Genomic DNA, 19266 nt, shown 5'->3' on the forward strand with positions numbered 1-19266 from the left:
ATCTACCTAGGTGCGCTGCGCACCAGATCCGCCTAGCGGCAGTCTCCTCGGAGCGAGAACAATGATCAGCAAAGACAGCCACACCCAACACATCTCCCAGCAGTTCAACGCCGAGCTCGAGGAGGTGCGCAGCCACCTGCTGGCCATGGGCGGGCTGGTGGAGAAGCAGGTCAATGACGCGGTGACCGCCCTGATCCAGGCCGATTCGGGCCTCGCTCAGCAGGTGCGCGACGTCGATGACCAGATCAACCAGATGGAGCGCAACATCGACGAGGAGTGCGTGCGCATCCTCGCCCGCCGTCAGCCGGCAGCCTCCGATCTGCGCCTGATCATCAGCATTTCCAAGTCGGTGATCGACCTTGAGCGCATCGGTGACGAGGCGACCAAGATCGCCCGCCGCGCCATCCAGCTGTGCGAGGAAGGCGAGTCGCCCAAGGGCTATGTCGAGGTGCGCCACATCGGCGACCAGGTACGCAAGATGGTGCAGGAAGCGCTCGACGCCTTTGCCCGCTTCGATGCCGACCTCGCGCTGTCGGTGGCGCAGTACGACAAGACCGTCGACCGCGAATACAAGACCGCGCTGCGCGAACTGGTCACCTACATGATGGAAGACCCGCGCTCGATCTCCCGCGTGCTCAGCGTGATCTGGGCGCTGCGCTCGCTGGAACGCATCGGCGACCACGCACGCAACATCGCCGAACTGGTGATCTACCTGGTGCGCGGCACCGACGTGCGCCACCTGGGCCTGGCGCGCATGGCCGAGGAAGTGGAAGGCTCGAAGGAGCGCTGATTCGCGGTCGCGGGGCGGGCAGCGATGTCCGCCCGGCGCCAAAATCTGCGGACAGAGCCGCCGCTGGCGTTGAGGCTCGACCCATCCACCTGCATCGGTTCGCCCGCACGGATGCCGCTCAGGTGCGGATCAGCGCCTCGCTCAGATAGTCGATCAGTGCCCGCGTCTTCGGTGGCAGATGATGATTCTGCCGCCACAGCAGCCAGGCCGCGCCCTGGTATGAACCGGTGTAGCGCCACTGCGGCAGCACTTCGCGCAAACGACCCTCAGCCAGCGCCTGGGCCGCGGTGAAGTGTGGCAGGCAGGTGATGCCCAGGTGTTCCAGCGCCACCAGCAGCCGCGCCTCGCTGTGGTTGCTGATGTAGCGACCGCGCACCGTCACCGTCTCCTGCTGCTCCCCGCGGCGCAGGTGCCAGCGATTGTCTCCCGCCGTTTCTCCCAGATACAGACAGCTATGGCGCAGCAGGTCCTGCGGATGTTGCGGCTCGCCGTGACGCTGCAGGTATTCGGGGCTGGCGCAGAGCAGCTGGCGTACCGGTCCGAGTGGCTTGCCGGCCAGGCCTTCGGGTGGGTTGTCGGTGACCAGTACCAGCAGGTCGAAGCCGTCCTCGATCAGGTCCGGACTCTGGTCGCTGATCCGCAGCTGCACATCGACCTCGGGGTAGCGCTGCAGAAAGGCCGGCATCAACGGCCCGACGACGAACTTGCCATAGGCCTTGGGTACGCTCAGGCGCACCAGCCCGCGTGGGCTGCGCATCAGCCGTTCGCCGATGGCGACGGCCGCGTCGGCCGCATCGAGCATATCCCGGCAATGCTGGTAGAACTCCGCCCCGGCCTCGTTGAGCCGCAGCTGGCGCGTCGTGCGCTCCAGCAGGCGCAGCGCCAGGGCCTGCTCCAGCCGGGCTACCTGGCGGCTTACCGCCGACGGTGTGCTGCCCAGCAGCCGCGCGGCGCCGGAGAAGCTGCCGGCCTCGACCACCCGCACGAACACGGCCATGTAGGGCAGCAGGGTTGCGCTGTCATTCGTTCCCATGTGGAACAGGTCCTGTGCTGTTTCGCTGGATTATCGACCGTGCCGACAGGCCCGACAATCAGCGCCTGATTGGTGCAGGGAGTCGAGCATGAAAGGTTCATTGAGGCAGGGGCTGTGGCTGGCCGATGGCATGCTGCTGATGGTGGCGCTGATCTGGGGCAGCAGCTATGCGGTGGCCAAGCAGGCGCTGCTGTTCTATCCGGTGCTGGGGTTCCTGGCGGTCCGCTTCGGCCTGACCTTTGTCCTGCTGCTGCCGCAACTGCGCGGCGCCGGTCGCCGGGCGCTGCGCCCCGGTCTGCCGCTGGGGCTGGTGATGCTGGCGATCTTTCTCTGCGAGACCTGGGGCGTGATGCTGACCAGCGCCAGCAATGCGGCGTTTCTGATCAGCCTATGCGTGGTGATCACGCCGTTCATGGAATGGCTGCTGCTGCGCCAGCGGCCGCACAACACGCTGTTCCTAGCCTGCGCGATGTCGCTGGCGGGCGTCTGGCTGCTGACCGGCGGCCCGCAGCTGTCGCTCAATCTCGGCGATGCGCTGATGCTGGCCGCCGCGTTGCTGCGCGCGGTGCTGGTCTGCCTGACCCGGCGCCTGACTGCCGGCCGGGAAATCCCGGCACTGGCGCTGACCGCGGTGCAGAGCGGAGTCGTCGCGGCGGGCTGCATCCTGCTCGGCGTGTCGCTGCCGGGCGGACTGCCGGCGCTGCCAGTGGAGCCGGGCTTCTGGTTCGCCATGCTGTATCTGGTGCTGTTCGCCACGCTGTTCGCCATGTTCGCGCAGAACCGCGCGCTCGGGCGCAGCAGTGCAACGCGGGTGTCGCTGCTGATGGGCTCCGAACCGCTGTTCGGCGCGATCATCGCCGGTCTCTGGCTGGGTGAGCGGTTGGGGCCGATGGGTTGGGCGGGTGGGTCGCTGATCATGCTGGCAACGCTGTGCACCCTGGGCATCGGCCGCCAGCCCGCGCCGAGCGCGGCTGGCGATGGTGCGCCGATCCGTGCCTAGCGCGTACGCACGGCCGGGCTTGCAGACCGGTCAGCTCTGCCGCAGTTCGGCCTGCAGCTCATCCAGCGCGGCCTGCCGCTCCCCGTCCTGCAGGCGGGCGCCGGGGTTGAGTGAAGACCACTCCGGATGCGCGCGGCAGCGCTGCAGCGCATCGGGCAGCTTGCCCTCGCGCCAGCCCTGATCCTGCGGAGTGGCCAGGCGGATCGCTTCCGTGGCAGCGTGCCCTCGGGTGGCGAGCACGGCGAGCAGCTGGCGCTGTCGCAGGGCGAGCAGGCGCAGCACGGCGTCATCGACGCTCAGTTCACGCTGGCCCTTTAATTTGCCCAGCAGGCGATTGCCATAGTGCCGCGCGGTCTGCGCGCCGCCGCCGGCAAGGGCGCCGAGCAGTGCCGCCGCGCCGAGGGTGATGCCGCCGACCATCAGGTCGACTCCGGCACCGGCGGCCGCGCCTGCGGCCATACCACTGCCGATCTTCACGCCCAGCTGCTTGAGTGTTTCCGGATTGAACAGGTCGTCGCCCCAGCGGCCGTCGAGCAGTGGCAGGTCGCTGGCTGCCGCCTGCTCCTTGCGGAAGGCATACAGGCGCAGCAGGGATTCGACGCAGCGCTGTTCGCGGCCACGCACGGCGTCATGCAGTTCACGTATGGCGCCGCGCTCCAGTTCCGGCTGTGCGGCCACGCTGCGTCGGCAGGCGGCGACGTCCACCAGCAGCTCGGCGATCAGCCGCTGGCCGCTGACCAGGCGCGCCGCGGCCTGTGCTTCATGGTCCTCGATCAGCCGCTGCAGCTTGGGCCGCGCCTGTTCCAGCAGCAGCGCCAGGCTTTCGTACAGCCGGCGCTCGCCGTCCACGGGCGGCGCCACGCTGTCGAAGCGCACCAGCGCATGCAGGCCGAGGCGGGCCAGCGCCTGACGCCATTCCTCCTCGCGATGGCCGGGCTGGGCAACGAAGTTGAGCACCGGCAGCAGCGGCTTGCCGCAGCCGGCGAGTACCGCCAGCTCGTCCTTGTACTTGGCCAGTACCGGCTCGCGGGCATCGATCACGTAGAGCCCGGCATCGCTGGCGAGCAGCTGGCGCAGCACCTTGGCTTCCTGCTCGAAGCGCTGGCGCGCCTCGCTGCCGTCGAGAAAGCGCGCGGTTCGCGCCGGGCCGTCGAGGCGTTCGCCGGGGCGCTCCACGCGTTCCAGGTAATCGAGCAGGGCGATGGCATCTTCCAGGCCGGGGGTGTCGTACAACTCCAGCAGCGCCTCGCCGTCCACCGACAGCCGTGCGCCTTCGACATGGCGGGTGGTGCTGGGACGGTGCGAAACCTCGCCGAAGCCTGCATCACGGGTCAGGGTGCGCAGCAGCGAGGTCTTGCCGACATTGGTATGGCCGACCACGGCGAGCTTCAGGGCTTCAGTCATGTCCGCTCTCCAGCCAGCCCAGCGGCGTCGTGGTGGAATGGGGCAGGCCCAAGCTGTCCAGCGCCTGGTGCCAGTCATCCAGGCGCGCGCTGTCCAGCGCCTCGCCCGGCGGCGCCTGCAGCAGCCAGACGCGGGTCGCAGCGGCGCAGCGCGACAGCTCGCCGATCAGCGCCAGGGTGCCGCGATCCGGCGAGCGCCGGGGATCGCAGGCGATGGCCAGGCGCGCCGGCGGAAAACGGGTGAGCTGATCGAGCAGGCGTCGGCGCCCCTCGCGATCGTCGAGGATGCCGGCATCGGCGATGCCCTTGGACAGAGCCGGTGGCCAGGGGCGACTGCCGTCCAGCTCGATGGCCACCAGTACGGCGCCGGCGCTGCCCTCGAGCTGAGCGCCGGCGCTGGGAGCGTGCAGTTGGGCGGGTGCTGCATCACTGATGCCTAGCCGCTCACTCGGCGGCTGCAGGCGTTCGCGGAGCAGACGATAGGCCGGCAGGTTCAGGTCGAGCTTCAACGCGGCACGGCCGCGGCGCCAGCGCCACAGGCTGAACCCCGCCAGCAGTAGCCGCGGCAGCAGCCCGTAGATCAGCAGCACGCCAACCAACCAGCCGGCCCAGAGCTGGCGGGCACCTTCCAGATCACCGCCGAGTGCGCCGCTGGCGCGGATCTGCCCGGCATCCGGCACGCTGAAACCGAGCAGTGCCGGCAGCGCGCCCAGGGCCTGGGTCAGGCCGACGAAGGCGCTTTCACCGAGAATGGTGGTCTCCCAGACGAAGCCATAGCGCCGCGTAGCCAGTAGCGCCAGTAATGTCAGCAGCGCGCTGCCCATCGCCAGCAGCCACAGGCCATGCACGCCGACACCCAGCAGCCAGCGACCGAGCCGGTGCTGGTGCAATACGCTCAGCAGCGCTGGTGCCAGTTGCGCGGCGCGGGCGTTGCGGGCGAGCTTTTCGCTCAGCCAGAGCCACAGCCGCCCCAGCGCACCGCCGCTGTCGCCAGCGAAGAGCAGGCCGAGCAGCCAGCCGAGCAGGGTCAGCAGGTTCAGCCCGAGCAGGCTACCGAGCGCCCAGAACACATTGACCGGTCGCTGCCCGTCGCCCAGTGCAGCGAAGGCCAGGCCGGCGCCGGTGAAGACCGCGAGCAGCGCCAGCGCGAACCCACCCAGCCGTGCGCCCTGGCGCCAGTGCAGGAGCGCTTCGACCAGCCCGTCACGGCGCGCCAGCCAGAGTGCACGCTGCTCGATCAGCACGGGGAGATCACCGCCTTGGGCACGGGCCTGGCGGTTGGCTTCGTCGTCGTCCAGCGGCCCGGCATGCTCTTCGCGCAGGCGCACGGCTTCGGTCAGCCAGAGGCGGTCGAGCGTATCGAGATCAGGGGCGGGGCGGGCTATCACACGGCATCTCGCTGGCGGGTCGTGCCTTGAGGATAACCGCTGCCGTGGGGAACGGGAAAACGGGGAGCCGTTGCGGCTCCCCGCTGGGGCCCTCAGTCGGCGTTGCGCAGGCGCACGGCGATGTTCGGCTGGTCGATGAATAGGCCATCGATACCGGCGTCGAGGAAGGCGCGAATCTCCGTTTCACTGTCGCCGCGCTCATGGCGCTGGTCGCTGCTGCGCAGGTTGGCCGGCAGGAAGGCGTTTTCCGCGCGGAAGGTGTAGGGGTGGACCTTGAGGCCCTCGGCGTGGGCGGCGGCGACGAAGCCGGTCGGCGTGCCGTGGTTGCCGTTGGCATCACGCGGGATGATGTAGCTCTTCTCCGGACCGACGCCGGCGGCGTAGCGGGAGATGTCCTTGAGCCCGGCCGGCGTGGCCATCTGCGCATAGGTCAGCTTGCTGCCGCGTACCTGCTGGTCATACGGCTGGCCGGAGCTGAACAGCTGCACCAGGCGCAGCTGGGTCAGGCGGCTGAGGGCCTTGAGGTTGTCCACCTCGAACGACTGGATATACACCGGCGCTTGCCGCCCGACATAGCCGTTGCGGGTGAGGATGCGCACCAGCGGCTTTTCCATGGCCAGGCCGAGCTGCTGGAAGTGTGTCGGGTGCTTGGTTTCCGGGTACAGGCCGATGCGCCGGCCCTGGCTCAGCTGCAGGGTTTTCACCAGATCGATGATCTCCTGCAGGGTCGGGATTTCCAGGCTGCCGTCGAGGCGCGCGTTACCCGGGCGGATATCCGGGATGCGCTCGATAGCGCGCAGCGTCTTCAGTTCGGCGAGGGTGAAGTCTTCGCTGAACCAGCCGGTGAGAGTGACGCCGTCGACCTGCTGGGTGCGCTTGCGATCGGCAAACTCGGGGCGCTGCGCGACGTCGGTGGTCAGGCCCAACTCGTTGTCGTGACGGGCGACGATCTGGCCGTCGCGGGTCATCACCAGGTCCGGCTCGATATAGTCGGCGCCCTGGAAAACGGCCAGCGCATAGGCGGCCAGGGTGTGCTCCGGCAGGTAGCCGCTGGCGCCGCGGTGGGCGATCACCAGCGGGGTCGGCTCGCCGCGCGCGGCCTGGTGTTTCGCGGTGTGTTCATCCGCCGCAGCGAAGCCGGCCAGTGGAAGCAGCAGGGTGCAGGCGGTGAGCCAGCGGCGAAGGGGAGCGGTGGTCTTGCGGGCCATTTCGGCATCTCCTCGGTTTGGATGTCACAGCCTGAGGCACTTGCATGACCGGACTTTGACGCTGCGGCGCCGCTTGTATTGCAAAGCGATGAAGCCGACGAACGGCTGGCAGCTTCGGCAAGCTGCATCGCTCTGCTATTCTCGCCGCCATGAATCAGACCCGCCTTCCCCTCGCCATGATTGCCGCCCTCGCGCAGAACCGCGTGATCGGCCTCGACAACCGCATGCCCTGGCACCTGCCCGCCGATCTCAAGCATTTCAAGGCCATGACCCTCGGCAAACCGATCATCATGGGCCGCAAGACCTGGGATTCGCTCGGCCGTCCGCTGCCGGGGCGGCTCAACCTGGTGGTCAGTCGCCAGGCGGATCTGCAGCTCGACGGCGCGGAAACCTTCACCGACCTGGATGCCGCGCTGGTGCGTGCCGAGCAGTGGGCGCGTGAGCAGGGCGTCGACGAGCTGATGTTGATCGGCGGTGCGCAGCTGTACGCCCAGGCGCTGGGGCAGGCGCAGCGGCTCTACCTCACGCGTATCGATGCGGCTCCTGAAGGCGATGCGTTCTTTCCGGTCTTCGACGAGGCTGAGTGGCAGTGCGTCGAAAGCCAGCCACATCCGGCTGAGGGCGAGGCACCAGCCTACCGTTTCGAAACCTGGCAAAAACAGAGCTGACCGGCACCCTCTTCGCTTGATCGGCGCCAAATCTTTCGCGGGCCGCAGCTTCTATGCTGGCCCGTCGCTGTCGTAACGAGAAATCTCATGCAACCTGACAAATCCGACGCCCCGGAAGCCGAGCGCGTTGCCGCGATCTTCGTCCGCCACCCGCTGTGGGAGGACGGCTTGGCCCTGCTCACCGGCACCGCGCTGGTCGCCCTTGGCATTGCCTTCTACAGCCATGCCGGGCTGCTGACCGGCGGCACCGTTGGGCTGGCGTTCCTGCTGAAGTACCTGGCCGGCTGGTCGTTCGGCCCAGTGTTCTTCCTGCTCAACCTGCCGTTCTACGCGCTGGCGATCTGGCGCATGGGGTGGCAGTTCACCCTGCGCACCGTCTGCGCGGTGGGGCTGGTCTCGCTGTTCGCCGAACTGACCCCGCAGTGGGTGCGCTTCGCCGAGCTGAATGTGGTCTACGCCGCTGTGTTCGGCGGGTTCGCCATCGGCATCGGCCTGCTGATCCTGTTCCGCCACCGCGCCAGTCTTGGTGGGGTGAACATCCTCGCGCTGTTCCTGCAGGAGCGTTTCGGCCTGCGCGCCGGCACCTTCCAGATGGGTATCGACGCGCTGATCGTCATGGCCGCGGTGTTCGTCGTGCCGGCGGACAAGGTGCTGCTGTCGGTACTCGGCGCCGTGGCGCTGAATCTGGTGCTGGCGATCAATCACCGCGCCGATCGCTACATGGGCGTTAGCTGAGGCTGATCAGCTCGACCTGTGCATCACCGTCGTTCAACTCCAGCAGCGCCAGGCTGATCGGCAGGCTGAAGCGTCGCGGACCGGCGCTGCCCGGGTTGATGTAGAGCACGCCGTCGCGCCGCTCGACCTTCGGTTTGTGCGAGTGGCCGGCGATCACCACGTCGATGCCGGCGGCGATCGGGTCGATATCCAGCTGCTTGAGGTCATGCAGCACGTGCAGCGTGAGACCGCCGATGCGCAGGTCCAGTCGCTCGGGTAGCTCCCGTGCCCATTCGGCCGTATCGATATTGCCGCGAATCGCCTCCAGCGGCGCGATGGCGCGCAGCCCGTCGAGTACCTGCGGTTTGCCGATATCGCCGGCGTGAATGATCTGCGCGCAACCCTGCAGCGCCGCCAACGCCTCGGGGCGGAGCAGGCCGTGGGTGTCGGAGATCAGGCCGATGCGCATGCCGGTTTTCCCCTTAAATGGTCTTCGTTAGGTCATCCGACCCTTGGCCGGCCGCTGTGGTTGCGGCAGGCTTGGGACCCTCGGGTCGAGGAGTCTGGCATGGATCGAGTGGATTGCGTGGTGGTGGGTGCGGGAGTGGTCGGGCTGGCGGTGGCACGCGAGCTAGCCCTGGCTGGGCGCGAGGTGCTGATACTGGAAGCCGAGGCGGCTTTCGGCACCGCCACCAGCGCGCGCAACAGCGAAGTCATCCACGCCGGCATCTACTACCCGCAGGGCTCGCTCAAAGGCCGGCTGTGTGTCGCCGGGCGCCGCCAGCTCTACGAATTCTGTGACAGCTACGGTGTCGCCCACCGACGCAGCGGCAAGCTGATCGTCGCCACCGACGAGGCCCAGATCGCTGCGCTGGAGCAATTGCAGCGGCACGCGCAGGCCAATGGGGTCGACGATCTGCAGCGTCTGGATGGCCACGAGGTGCTGGCGTTGGAACCGCAGCTGCAGGCGGTGGCTGGACTGCTTTCGCCAAGCACCGGCATCATCGACAGCCACGCGCTGATGCTGGCACTGCTGGGCGATGCCGAGCGCCACGGCGCGGTGCTGGCGCTGAACGCGCCGGTGGCGGATATCGTGGCCGCCAGCGATGGTTTGCGGGTCGAGGTAGGCGGCGCCGATCCACTGCAGCTGCTGGCACGCACCGTGGTGAATTGCGCTGGGCATGGCGCCCCGGTACTTGCCGCGCGCACTCAGGGCCTGAGCGATGCCGCGCGGCCGCGGCAGTTCTTCGCCAAGGGCAGCTACTTCAGCCTGAGCGGGTGCACGCCATTTCGCCATCTGGTCTATCCGCTGCCCGAGCCCGGCGGCCTCGGCGTGCACCTGACCCTGGACCTGGCGGGTCAGGCGCGTTTCGGCCCGGATGTGCAGTGGGTCGAGGACCTGGACTACTGCATCGAGCTGGAACGGGCCAATGGTTTCTACGCCGCGATCCGTCGCTACTGGCCAGGGCTGCCGGACGATGCCTTGCAACCGGCCTACACCGGCATCCGGCCGAAGATCAGCGGGCCTGGCGAGGCGGCCGCGGACTTTCGCATCGATGGCCCGGCGCAGCACGGTATCGCCGGCCTGGTGAACCTGTTCGGCATCGAATCGCCGGGCCTGACCGCCTGCCTGGCGATTGCCGAACACGTCTGCGGGCTGCTCGAACACAAGGCACTGGCGACCTGATCACGGGCTGTCACGCTCGCATTGCGGCCCATCCGGGCGGGTAGCACACTGCAACCCGCCGCGATCGGACGGCGCAATCACCGGCAAAAGGAACATGCATGGAACAGACAGGCGAAGCCCGGCCACTGAAGATCTACCTGGCTGTTGGGGTGCTACAGGGTTTGGTCCTTTGGGCAGTTAGTGAGGCGTGGCCACACTCCACGGGCTGGCGGGTCCTGTGCTCGGCACTGCTGGCGTTCACGGTGATTGGCGGCTGGCAGTTGCAGCTGCTCTGGGGCGATCTGCGCGCGGCCGGGCGCTGGCGCCTGGTCCTTGCCGTAGCCCTGTTGCCGGCCGTGCTGGCTGGCGGCCTCGCGCTGCAGTTCGAGCAACCGCGCTGGTATTACCTGGGCGAATCGGTCGGCACCCTGCTGCTCTGGAGCAACCTGATCCTGGCCTATGTGCTGACGCCCTTCATCCAGGCGCGGGATATCGGTCATCGCTGGCGTGTCGACTACGCCGCGCTATACCGGCATGCCATCAATAACGGCCTGCTGCTGTTCATGGCGCTGCTGATGCTGGCAGCGTTCTGGCTGCTGATCTGGCTCTGGGCCGGCCTGTTCAAGCTGGTCGGTATCAGGATTTTCGCATCGCTGTTCGAGTCCTCCGGCTTTATCTGGATCGCCAGCGCGACGGTTGTCGCCATCGGGCTGTGGATCGGGCTGGAGCGCGGCCAGGTGGTCGATGCGCTGCGCAATGTGCTGCAGGCCATGTGTCGCTTCCTGCTGCCGCTGACGGTGCTGATCCTGCTGCTGTTCGTGGTCTGCCTGCCTTTTACCGGCCTGCAGCCATTGTGGGAGACCCGCCACGCGACGCCGATCCTGCTGGCCATGGTGTTCGCCCATGTCGCGCTGCTCAACGGCGTCATTCAGGATGGTCGGCAAGCGGTGCATTACCCGCGAGCGCTGCGCGTGCTGGTCGACGCCAGCTCCCTGTGCCTGCCGCTTCTGGCAGGGCTTGCGATTTACGCGCTCTGGCTGCGGATCGGCCAGTACGGGCTCACGCCTGATCGGGTGGTGGCGGTCGGTGCGACGCTGGTTGCCCTGCTGCATGCGCTGGCGCTGATGGCAGCGGTGCTGCAACGGCGGGATGGCTGGCTGGCCGGCCTGCGCCAGAGCAATCCGCTGCTGGCGCTGATTTCGATGGCGCTGTTGCTGCTCATGCATCTGCCACCGTTGAGCCCGTTGCAGCTCAGCGCGGCCAACCAGTACCAGCGCCTGCTCGACGAGCGGGTGCCGACAGATCGCACTGATCTCGGCGCACTGCGCTTTCAGCTGGGACAACCCGGCCGCGACCATCTGGAGAAACTGCGCCAGCGCCTGGCCGAGCCTGGCCTCGCTGACGCGCATCGGGAGCAACTGCAGGCAGACCTGCAGCGATTGGACAAGGCCGACAGCTACTGGAACTGGCGACACGCGCACGACATGGCCAATACCGCGCCGGTGCCGTGGATCGGCGAGCCTCTCGAGGATGCCGGTGGCGCGTTGGCACAGGCCATCGCGACCCAGGGCTGTGACGGGGACTGCACCCTGTTTGCCGTCGATCTGGATGACGACAGCCAGCCCGAGGTGCTGCTGCTACGCGGTGCGCGGCCGCGGATCGTGACGGTGCTGGGGCATGACGCGACCGGTGGCTGGCGATGGATCGGGCACCTTCGCACGACCGATCAGCAAACCCTCGACGGCGAGACCCTCAAGCAGCAGATCGAGCGTGGCGCTTTGCAGGTGGTAGCGCCGCGCTTCAAGGCGCTGGAGATCGACGGCATTCGGCTGGAGCCGGCAATCACCGAATAGTCTGCTCAGCATGAAAAAGCCCGACGCGAAGGTCGGGCTTTTCATTTACAGCGAGCAAGCCTGGCGATCAGCCGTCCAGCATCGCCTTGTTGCGCACTGCGCCCTTGTCAGCGCTGGTGGCGAGCAGGGCGTAGGCCTTGAGTGCCGTGGTCACCTTGCGGGTGCGCGGCTGGGCGGGTTTCCAGCCTTTCTTGTCCTGCTCGATGCGGCGGTGGGACAGTTCTTCATCGCTGACCTGCAGCTGGATGCTGCGGTTGGGGATGTCGATCAGCACCTTGTCGCCGTCCTGCACCAGCCCGATGGCGCCGCCCGCAGCCGCTTCCGGCGAGGCGTGGCCGATGGACAGGCCTGAGGTGCCGCCGGAGAAGCGGCCATCGGTGAGCAGGGCGCACTCCTTGCCCAGTCCCTTGGACTTCAGGTACGAGGTCGGGTAGAGCATTTCCTGCATGCCCGGGCCGCCCTTCGGGCCTTCGTAGCGAATGATGACGATGTCGCCAGCCTTCACTTCGTCATTGAGGATGCCTTTGACGGCGCTGTCCTGGCTTTCGAAGATCTTGGCGGTGCCTTCGAAGACGTGGATGGATTCATCCACTCCAGCGGTTTTCACCACGCAGCCATCGAGGGCGATGTTGCCGTAGAGCACGGCCAGGCCGCCTTCCTGGGAATAGGCATGCTCGACGCTGCGAATGCAGCCTTCGGCGCGGTCCAGGTCCAGGGTGTCCCAACGGGTCGACTGGCTGAACGCCGTCTGCGTCGGGATGCCCGCCGGGCCGGCCTTGAAGAAGGTGTGCACCGCTTCGTCCTGGGTCTGGGTGATGTCCCATTGGGCGATGCCTTCGGCAAGCGTCCGGCTATGCACGGTGGGCACGTCGGTGTGCAGCAGGCCGCCGCGAGCCAGTTCGCCAAGGATGGAGAAAATGCCGCCGGCGCGGTGCACGTCTTCCATGTGGTACTTCTGGATGTTCGGCGCAACCTTGCACAGCTGCGGCACCTTGCGTGACAGGGCATCGATGGCGCGCAGGTCGAAGTCGACCTCGGCTTCCTGAGCGGCGGCCAGCAGGTGCAGGATGGTGTTGGTCGAGCCACCCATGGCGATATCGAGCGTCATGGCGTTTTCGAACGCGCGGCGGCTGGCGATGTTGCGCGGCAGGACGGATTCGTCGCCCTCGCCGTAATAGCGCTGGCACAGCTCTACGATGGTGCGGCCGGCGCGCAGGAACAGCTGCTCGCGGTCGCTGTGCGTAGCGAGGGTCGAGCCGTTGCCGGGCAGGGCAAGCCCTAAGGCTTCGGCCAGGCAGTTCATCGAGTTGGCAGTGAACATGCCGGAGCAGCTGCCACAGGTCGGGCAGGCGCTGCGCTCGTATTCGGCGACCTTTTCGTCCGAGGCGCTTTCATCGGCAGCGATGACCATGGCGTCGACCAGGTCCAGGCCGTGGCTGGCCAGCTTGGTCTTGCCGGCTTCCATCGGACCGCCTGAAACGAACACCACCGGGATGTTCAGGCGCAGGGCGGCCATCAGCATGCCGGGGGTGATCTTGTCGCAGTTGGAGATGCAGACAATGGCGTCGGCGCAATGCGCATTGACCATGTACTCCACCGAATCGGCGATGATCTCGCGCGAAGGCAGCGAATAGAGCATGCCGTCGTGGCCCATGGCGATGCCGTCATCGACTGCGATGGTGTTGAATTCCTTGGCGACGCCGCCGGCTTTTTCGATCTCGCGGGCGACCAGCTGGCCCAGGTCTTTGAGGTGCACGTGGCCAGGCACGAACTGGGTGAAGGAGTTGGCGATGGCGATGATCGGCTTCTTGAAGTCTTCATCCTTCATGCCGGTGGCACGCCACAGCGCGCGGGCGCCGGCCATGTTGCGGCCGTGCGTGGAGGTTTTCGAGCGGTAATCAGGCATGACGGTTCCTGCGGCTGATCAGGTAATCGGAGGTATGCGTATGGTGAGCAACGCCTGTGCCGGATGCAACGGAGGATGACCGTGCGTTCGGAAGGGGCCGGGTCGAGGCGGGTAGACGCTCGTAGGGCCTGGGCTCAGAGTCCGCCGTGTGGTGAATGGCGAGATATCACCGATTCTACGCACGTTCCGGCAGCCGGGCCAGGCGGGACGATTGCCGGTCCTGCGCTATCCCGCATGCCAGCGGCTCGGAGCGGCTGGATCGGGCGTGAGGCCTGCGCATCGGCGGCCTTTTTCGGTGTATGACCGCCGGTCCACTTGACTGGCAGGTCGAGGATCGCTCGCTAGAGTCCAGACCCGACCGTTTCGCTGGTGACTGCATCTTGTCTTGCCGCTGGCCAGCGAGCGGTCGCCTCGCCATGGGTGCGCGTTCTGCGGAGTAGCGGGCAGTCGATGATGGGCGAGGCGTCCTTATACCAACGATAAGAACGAGGAATGCAGATGCACAAATTCACACGTCTATACCTGAGCGCCGCTGCTCTGGTGGCCCTATCCGCAACCGCCGCCGCCGCCCCCCTGCCGGACACACCCGGAGCACCATTTCCCTCGGTTTCGAGCTTCGACAATTCCGGCCCCTACGCCGTCACCAGTCAGAGCGAAGGGCCGAGCTGCCGCATCTACCGGCCACGCACGCTGGGCCAGGATGGCGTCAGGCATCCGGTCATCCTCTGGGGTAATGGTACCGGCACCGGGCCGACGACTTATTCAGGGCTGCTGACCCACTGGGCCAGCCATGGCTTCGTGGTGGCCGCGGCGGAAACCTCGAATGCCGGCACCGGGCGCGACATGCTGGCCTGCCTCGATTACCTGGTACAGGAAAGCAATCGCACCTACGGCACCTACGTCGGCGTGTTGAACACCGGGCGCGTCGCCACATCGGGCCACTCCCAGGGCGGTGGAGGCTCGATCATGGCCGGGCAGGATGATCGCGTGAAGGTCACCGCGCCGATCCAGCCGTACACCATCGGTCTTGGCCATGACTCGTCGTCGCAGCGCAACCAGCGCGGGCCGATGTTCCTGATGTCCGGGGGTGCCGACACGATCGCCATCCCCTATCTGAATGCGCAGCCGGTCTATACCCGCGCCAATGTGCCGATCTTCTGGGGGGAAAGGCGCTATGTCAGTCACTTCGAGCCGGTGGGTGATGGCGGGGCTTATCGCGGACCGACGACGGCCTGGTTCCGTTATCACCTGATGGACGACGAGAGTGCGCGTGGCACCTTCTACGGACGTTTCTGCGGGTTGTGCACCAGCCTGCTGTGGAGCGATCAGCGCAAGGGCATCGAGTAGCACCGCACGTTGAAACCTTCGCCCGCACTGCCGGGCGGAGGTTTCATGGCGATACGGTAGGCGCGTGTGCCGCCCCTCAGCTGTTGGGCAGGATGCGGCAGGTCAGGCTCTTGATGTAGCGGGTTTCCGCGATCGCCGGATGCACCGGATGATCCGGGCCCTGGGCGCCGCGTTCGAGCAGCTGGATATTGCGGTCCAGATGGCGTGCGCTGCCGAGCAGGATGTTCTGCAGGTGATCTTCTTCCAGGTGCATGGAACAGCTGGCGCTGACCAGGATGCCGTCCTTGTTCAGCAGGCGCATCGCGGCTTCGTTGAGGCGGCGGTAGGCGGCCTCGCCGTTCTTGATGTCCTTCTTGCGCTTGATGAAGGCCGGCGGGTCGGTGATGACCACGTCGAAGCGTTCCTCGGCGTTCTTCAGTTCCTTCATCGCCTCGAAGGCATCACCCTCGACGCAGGTCATCTTCTCCGCCACGCCGTTGAGTGCGGCGTTGCGCTCCACGCCATCCAGGGCGAAAGCCGAGGCGTCGACGCAGAACACCTCGCTGGCACCGAAGGCCGCCGCCTGCACGCCCCAGCCGCCGATGTAGCTGAACAGATCGAGTACGCGCTTGCCCTTCACGTAGGGCGCCAGGCGCGCGCGATTCATGCGGTGGTCGTAGAACCAGCCGGTCTTCTGGCCCTGCAGCACCGGCGCCTCGAACTTCACGCCGTTCTCTTCCAGCGCGACCCACTCCGGCACCACGCCGAACGCCGTATCGACGTAACGCTCCAGGCCTTCGGCATCGCGGGCGCTGGAGTCGTTTTTCCACAGCACGCCGCGCGGCTTGAGCACCTGGACCAACGCCTCCAGCACGGCATCCTTGTTGCGCTCCATGGTCGCCGACGCCAGCTGCACCACCAGATGGTCGTGGAAGCGATCCACCACCAGGCCCGGCAGAAGATCGGAATCGCCATAGATCAGGCGGTAGCACGGCTGATCGAACAGGCGATCACGCAGCGATAGGGCGACCTGAATGCGGTGCACCAGCAATGACTTATCCAGGCTGTGCTTGAGATCGCGTGACAGCAGGCGCGCACAGATCAGGTTGTTCGGCGATACCCCGACGATGCCCAGCGGCTTGCCGCCGGCGGCTTCGAGTACGGCCTGATCCCCGGCAACGAAGCCCGCCAGCGGCGTGGCCGCGGTGTCCACCTCGTTGCTGTAGACCCACAGATGGCCGGCGCGCAGGCGGCGATCGGCGTTGGCTTTGAGGCGCAGGCTGGGCAGGGTCATCGGCGGGGCTCCGGGAAAAAGACGGGCATTCTAAACGAGCGGCAGGCCACGCGCGCCGGCGCTGCCGGAAATTCCTCGCAGCGCCCGTCACGCATCACCGGTCAGGCGGACAGGGCTTGAATCAGCGCCTGGCTGAACGCTGGGATGTCATCCGGCTTGCGGCTGCTGATCAGTTGACCGTCCACCACCACCTCCTGATCCACCCAATCGGCGCCGGCGTTCTTCAGGTCGTCGGTAAGCGACGGCCAGCTGGTCATGCGCTTGCCCTTGACCAGTCCGGCCGAGATCAGCAGCCAGCCGCCGTGACAGATCACCGCGATCGGCTTGTTCGCCGCGGCGGCGTCGCGTACCAGCTTTTGTGCGCTTTCGTCGGTGCGAATGGTGTCGGAGTTGACCACCCCGCCGGGCAGCAGCACGGCGTCATAGTCATTCATATCGAGGTCGTCGAAGGTCTTGTCCACATGAAACTTGCTGGCCGGGGTGGTGTGGTTCCAGCCGGTCACTTCGCCATTCTTGGCGGAGACGATCTGGGCTGTCGCACCGGCCTTCTCCAGCGCTTCCTGCGGGCCGGTCAGCTCGACCTGCTCGAAGCCGTCGGTCACCAGGATTGCCACGCGCTTGCCGTTGAGGGATTGGGTCATGAGCATGCCTCCGTCTGTCTGTCGGTAACGCTCGCCGAATGCGAGTCACTTGAAATGGGACCCGCATCTCAGCCAAAGTTCGCCCTTTCGTGCCGATGGCACTTTGCCTTCTAGTCGAGCGTCCCCCTCATGGCCGTTGAACTCTCCGCCGAACAGATCCGCCGGGTGCTGCAAGGCATCAGCGTGCCGCCGCAGCCGCAGATCATGGTCGACCTGCAGATGGAGCAGGTCATGCCGGTGCCCGATCTGAAAGCCATCGCCCGGCTGATCAGTCAGGACCCGGGGCTTTCGGGGGCGCTGCTCAAGCTGGTCAACTCGCCGCATTTCGGTCTGGCCAACCGCATCGCTTCCATCCAGCAGGCGGTGAACCTGCTGGGCTGCAATTCGGTGATCAACCTGATCAATGCGCAGTCGATCAAGGGCGAGATGAGCGACGAGACCATCGTCACGCTCAGCCGCTTCTGGGACAGCGCGCAGGACGTGGCCATGGCCTGCCTGACCCTGGCCAAGCGCATCGGCTACCAGTCGCCGGACGAGGCCTACACCCTCGGGCTGTTCCACAATTGCGGCATCCCGCTGATGCTCAAGCGCTTCCCCGGCTACATGAGTGTGCTGGAAGAGGCCTACGCCAGCACCGGAGACGGCCAGCGCATCGTCGATATCGAGAATCGCGTGCTCAGCACCAACCATGCGGTGGTCGGCTACTTCACCGCCAAATCGTGGAACCTGCCGCTGCACCTGTGCGATGCCATCGCCAATCACCATAACGCGCTGTCGCTGTTCGCCGACGACTCGGGGCGCGACGCGCCGATCAAGACGCTGCTGGCGATCCTCAAGATGGCCGAGCACATCTGCGCCTGTCATCGGGTGCTCGGCGCGCAGCCGGACGATCACGAGTGGGACAGCGTGTCGCAGCTGGTGCTCGAGTACGTCGGGCTGTCGGAATACGATTTCGTCTGCCTCAAGGAAAGCATCCGCGAGCTGGGCGTGGGCTGACGGCCCGGCGTCGGCCTGCTAAGGTCGGCATCCCTTCGCTGTATCCAACGTCCCGCCATGCCCGAACTTCCCGAAGTCGAAACTACCCGCCGTGGTATCGAGCCATACCTTGTTGGTCAGCGTGTCAGCCGCGTGCTGGTGCGTGACCGGCGGTTGCGCTGGCCGATCCCGGAAGACCTCGATGTGCGTCTGTCCGGCCAACGCATCCAAGCCGTCGAGCGTCGTGCCAAATACCTGCTGATCAAGGCCGAGAGCGGCACGCTGATCGTTCATCTGGGCATGTCCGGAAGCCTGCGTCTGGTTGACGCGGCATTGCCGGCGGCCAAGCACGAGCACGTCGATATCCTGCTGGAGTCCGGCCAGGCGCTGCGCTACACCGATCCGCGGCGCTTCGGCGCGATGCTCTGGAGCCACGAGCCGCTCGCCCATGTGTTGCTCGCCAGTCTCGGGCCCGAGCCGCTCGGCGAGGATTTCGACGGTGACCGCCTGTATAGGCTGTCGCGTGGGCGCAGCATGGCGGTCAAGCCGTTCATCATGGACAACGCGGTAGTGGTGGGCGTCGGCAACATCTATGCGAGCGAGGCACTGTTCGCCGCCGGGATCGATCCGCGGCGGCCGGCCGGGAGCATCTCGCGAGCGCGTTATCTGAAGCTCGGCGAGGAAATCCGGCGGATACTGGCGATGGCCATCGAGCGTGGCGGCACGACCTTGCGCGATTTCGTCGGCGGCGATGGCAAGCCCGGCTATTTTCAACAGGAGCTGTTCGTCTACGGGCGGGCCGGCGAATTCTGCAAGAACTGTGGCGGCACGCTGCGTGAGATTCGCCTCGGTCAGCGCGCCAGCGTGTATTGCGCTCGCTGCCAGCGTTGAGCGGCTGGCGGAACTGTGCATGCGTTGACGGCGTTCACGCTCAGCCTGCCCCGGCCACTGCTATAGTGGCCGCCACAACTAAAAATTGCCGCGTTTCGCACATCTGAAGGACCACACCATGAATCTGTTCCGCTCTACCGCTGCTGTCTTGGCACTGACCACTGGCCTGCTGGCGCTGCCGGCACATGCGGAGTCGGTCCCGCAGAACGCCAGTGGTGATCCGATGTACTCCGTAGAAGCGCCCAAGGCCTACTCCATGGTCGGTGACCTGATCATCGCCCGCCCGCTGCTGATCGCCGCGACTGCCATCGGCGCCGGTGTTTTCGTTGTCAGCCTGCCGTTCACCGCCTTGGGCGGCAACGTCGGCGAGGCTGGCAAGGCTCTGGTGGTCGAGCCGGGCAAAGCGGCGTTCGTACGCTGCCTGGGCTGCACCACCAGCGGTTACAACGCCCAGCGTTGATCGACGTCATCCGCATCGCGACTGGCAAGGGCCTGAGCCTTCCGGTCGCG

18 protein-coding genes are annotated in these 19266 nt (G+C 66.6%); 10 read left to right on the forward strand and 8 right to left on the reverse strand.

Going from position 1 to position 19266, the window contains the following annotated elements; translation table 11 throughout:
• The first annotated feature begins 61 nt into the window (after positions 1-61).
• Positions 62-790, forward strand: coding sequence for a phosphate signaling complex protein PhoU (gene phoU, locus BM275_RS09270; RefSeq protein ID WP_003303228.1), 729 nt, complete (start codon positions 62-64; stop codon positions 788-790).
• 118 nt (positions 791-908) lie between these two features.
• Here phoU and BM275_RS09275 read toward each other — a convergent pair whose 3' ends face one another.
• A complete protein-coding gene (locus BM275_RS09275) occupies positions 909-1823 on the reverse strand; it encodes a LysR family transcriptional regulator (protein ID WP_090520763.1) in 915 nt (304 codons plus the stop codon).
• Between the two features lie 88 nt (positions 1824-1911).
• Between BM275_RS09275 and BM275_RS09280 the strand changes: the two genes are divergently transcribed.
• A complete protein-coding gene (locus BM275_RS09280) occupies positions 1912-2823 on the forward strand; it encodes a DMT family transporter (RefSeq protein ID WP_090520765.1) in 912 nt (303 codons plus the stop codon).
• A gap of 30 nt (positions 2824-2853) precedes the next feature.
• Here BM275_RS09280 and BM275_RS09285 read toward each other — a convergent pair whose 3' ends face one another.
• From BM275_RS09285 to BM275_RS09295, 3 genes are all read right to left on the reverse strand, one after another.
• The gene (locus tag BM275_RS09285; protein ID WP_046617482.1) at positions 2854-4227 is read right to left on the reverse strand and encodes a DUF3482 domain-containing protein; all 1374 of its coding nucleotides are present in this window, start codon (positions 4225-4227) and stop codon (positions 2854-2856) included.
• The gene (locus BM275_RS09290; RefSeq protein ID WP_090520767.1) at positions 4220-5614 is read right to left on the reverse strand and encodes a DUF2868 domain-containing protein; all 1395 of its coding nucleotides are present in this window, start codon (positions 5612-5614) and stop codon (positions 4220-4222) included. The genes BM275_RS09285 and BM275_RS09290 overlap by 8 nt, the downstream gene beginning before the upstream one ends.
• A gap of 92 nt (positions 5615-5706) precedes the next feature.
• Positions 5707-6822, reverse strand: a complete 1116-nt coding sequence (locus BM275_RS09295; RefSeq protein ID WP_042928230.1) for a glycerophosphodiester phosphodiesterase — start codon at positions 6820-6822, stop codon at positions 5707-5709.
• 149 nt (positions 6823-6971) lie between these two features.
• Here BM275_RS09295 and BM275_RS09300 point away from each other — a divergent pair, with 149 nt between their 5' ends.
• Both BM275_RS09300 and BM275_RS09305 read left to right on the forward strand, forming a co-directional pair.
• Positions 6972-7490: a dihydrofolate reductase gene (locus tag BM275_RS09300; protein WP_041015088.1), complete on the forward strand. Its 519-nt coding sequence runs from the start codon at positions 6972-6974 to the stop codon at positions 7488-7490.
• Positions 7491-7577: 87 nt separating this feature from the next.
• A complete protein-coding gene (locus BM275_RS09305; RefSeq protein ID WP_014818699.1) occupies positions 7578-8225 on the forward strand; it encodes a YitT family protein in 648 nt (215 codons plus the stop codon).
• On the opposite strand, the gene BM275_RS09310 is transcribed toward BM275_RS09305, so the two are convergent.
• Entirely contained in the window at positions 8218-8673 is a 456-nt protein-coding gene (locus BM275_RS09310) for a metallophosphoesterase family protein (protein WP_090520770.1), read from the reverse strand. The genes BM275_RS09305 and BM275_RS09310 overlap by 8 nt on opposite strands.
• 99 nt (positions 8674-8772) lie before the next feature.
• Between BM275_RS09310 and BM275_RS09315 the strand changes: the two genes are divergently transcribed.
• Positions 8773-9891, forward strand: a complete 1119-nt coding sequence (locus BM275_RS09315) for an NAD(P)/FAD-dependent oxidoreductase (RefSeq protein WP_090520772.1) — start codon at positions 8773-8775, stop codon at positions 9889-9891.
• 98 nt (positions 9892-9989) lie between these two features.
• A complete protein-coding gene (locus BM275_RS09320) occupies positions 9990-11723 on the forward strand; it encodes a DUF4153 domain-containing protein (RefSeq protein ID WP_090520774.1) in 1734 nt (577 codons plus the stop codon).
• A 67-nt stretch (positions 11724-11790) separates the two neighbouring features.
• On the opposite strand, the gene ilvD is transcribed toward BM275_RS09320, so the two are convergent.
• Positions 11791-13629, reverse strand: coding sequence for a dihydroxy-acid dehydratase (gene ilvD / locus BM275_RS09325; RefSeq protein ID WP_014818703.1), 1839 nt, complete (start codon positions 13627-13629; stop codon positions 11791-11793).
• Positions 13630-14127: 498 nt separating this feature from the next.
• Here ilvD and BM275_RS09330 point away from each other — a divergent pair, with 498 nt between their 5' ends.
• Positions 14128-14976 carry a poly(ethylene terephthalate) hydrolase family protein gene (locus tag BM275_RS09330; RefSeq protein ID WP_014818704.1) on the forward strand — a complete coding sequence of 283 codons (849 nt, stop codon included), beginning with the start codon at positions 14128-14130 and terminating at the stop codon, positions 14974-14976.
• A gap of 76 nt (positions 14977-15052) precedes the next feature.
• On the opposite strand, the gene BM275_RS09335 is transcribed toward BM275_RS09330, so the two are convergent.
• Both BM275_RS09335 and BM275_RS09340 read right to left on the reverse strand, forming a co-directional pair.
• Positions 15053-16249 carry a class I SAM-dependent rRNA methyltransferase gene (locus tag BM275_RS09335; protein ID WP_090520777.1) on the reverse strand — a complete coding sequence of 399 codons (1197 nt, stop codon included), beginning with the start codon at positions 16247-16249 and terminating at the stop codon, positions 15053-15055.
• 101 nt (positions 16250-16350) lie between these two features.
• Positions 16351-16890, reverse strand: coding sequence for a type 1 glutamine amidotransferase domain-containing protein (locus tag BM275_RS09340; protein WP_041015092.1), 540 nt, complete (start codon positions 16888-16890; stop codon positions 16351-16353).
• Between the two features lie 129 nt (positions 16891-17019).
• Between BM275_RS09340 and BM275_RS09345 the strand changes: the two genes are divergently transcribed.
• From BM275_RS09345 to BM275_RS09355, 3 genes are all read left to right on the forward strand, one after another.
• Positions 17020-17886, forward strand: coding sequence for an HDOD domain-containing protein (locus BM275_RS09345; protein WP_014818707.1), 867 nt, complete (start codon positions 17020-17022; stop codon positions 17884-17886).
• A 57-nt stretch (positions 17887-17943) separates the two neighbouring features.
• Positions 17944-18756, forward strand: coding sequence for a bifunctional DNA-formamidopyrimidine glycosylase/DNA-(apurinic or apyrimidinic site) lyase (gene mutM / locus BM275_RS09350; protein ID WP_042927941.1), 813 nt, complete (start codon positions 17944-17946; stop codon positions 18754-18756).
• A 118-nt stretch (positions 18757-18874) separates the two neighbouring features.
• Positions 18875-19216: a hypothetical protein gene (locus BM275_RS09355; protein WP_014818709.1), complete on the forward strand. Its 342-nt coding sequence runs from the start codon at positions 18875-18877 to the stop codon at positions 19214-19216.
• Positions 19217-19266 lie beyond the last annotated feature (50 nt).

The organism is Stutzerimonas kunmingensis (assembly GCF_900114065.1).
Lineage (GTDB): Bacteria > Pseudomonadota > Gammaproteobacteria > Pseudomonadales > Pseudomonadaceae > Stutzerimonas > Stutzerimonas kunmingensis.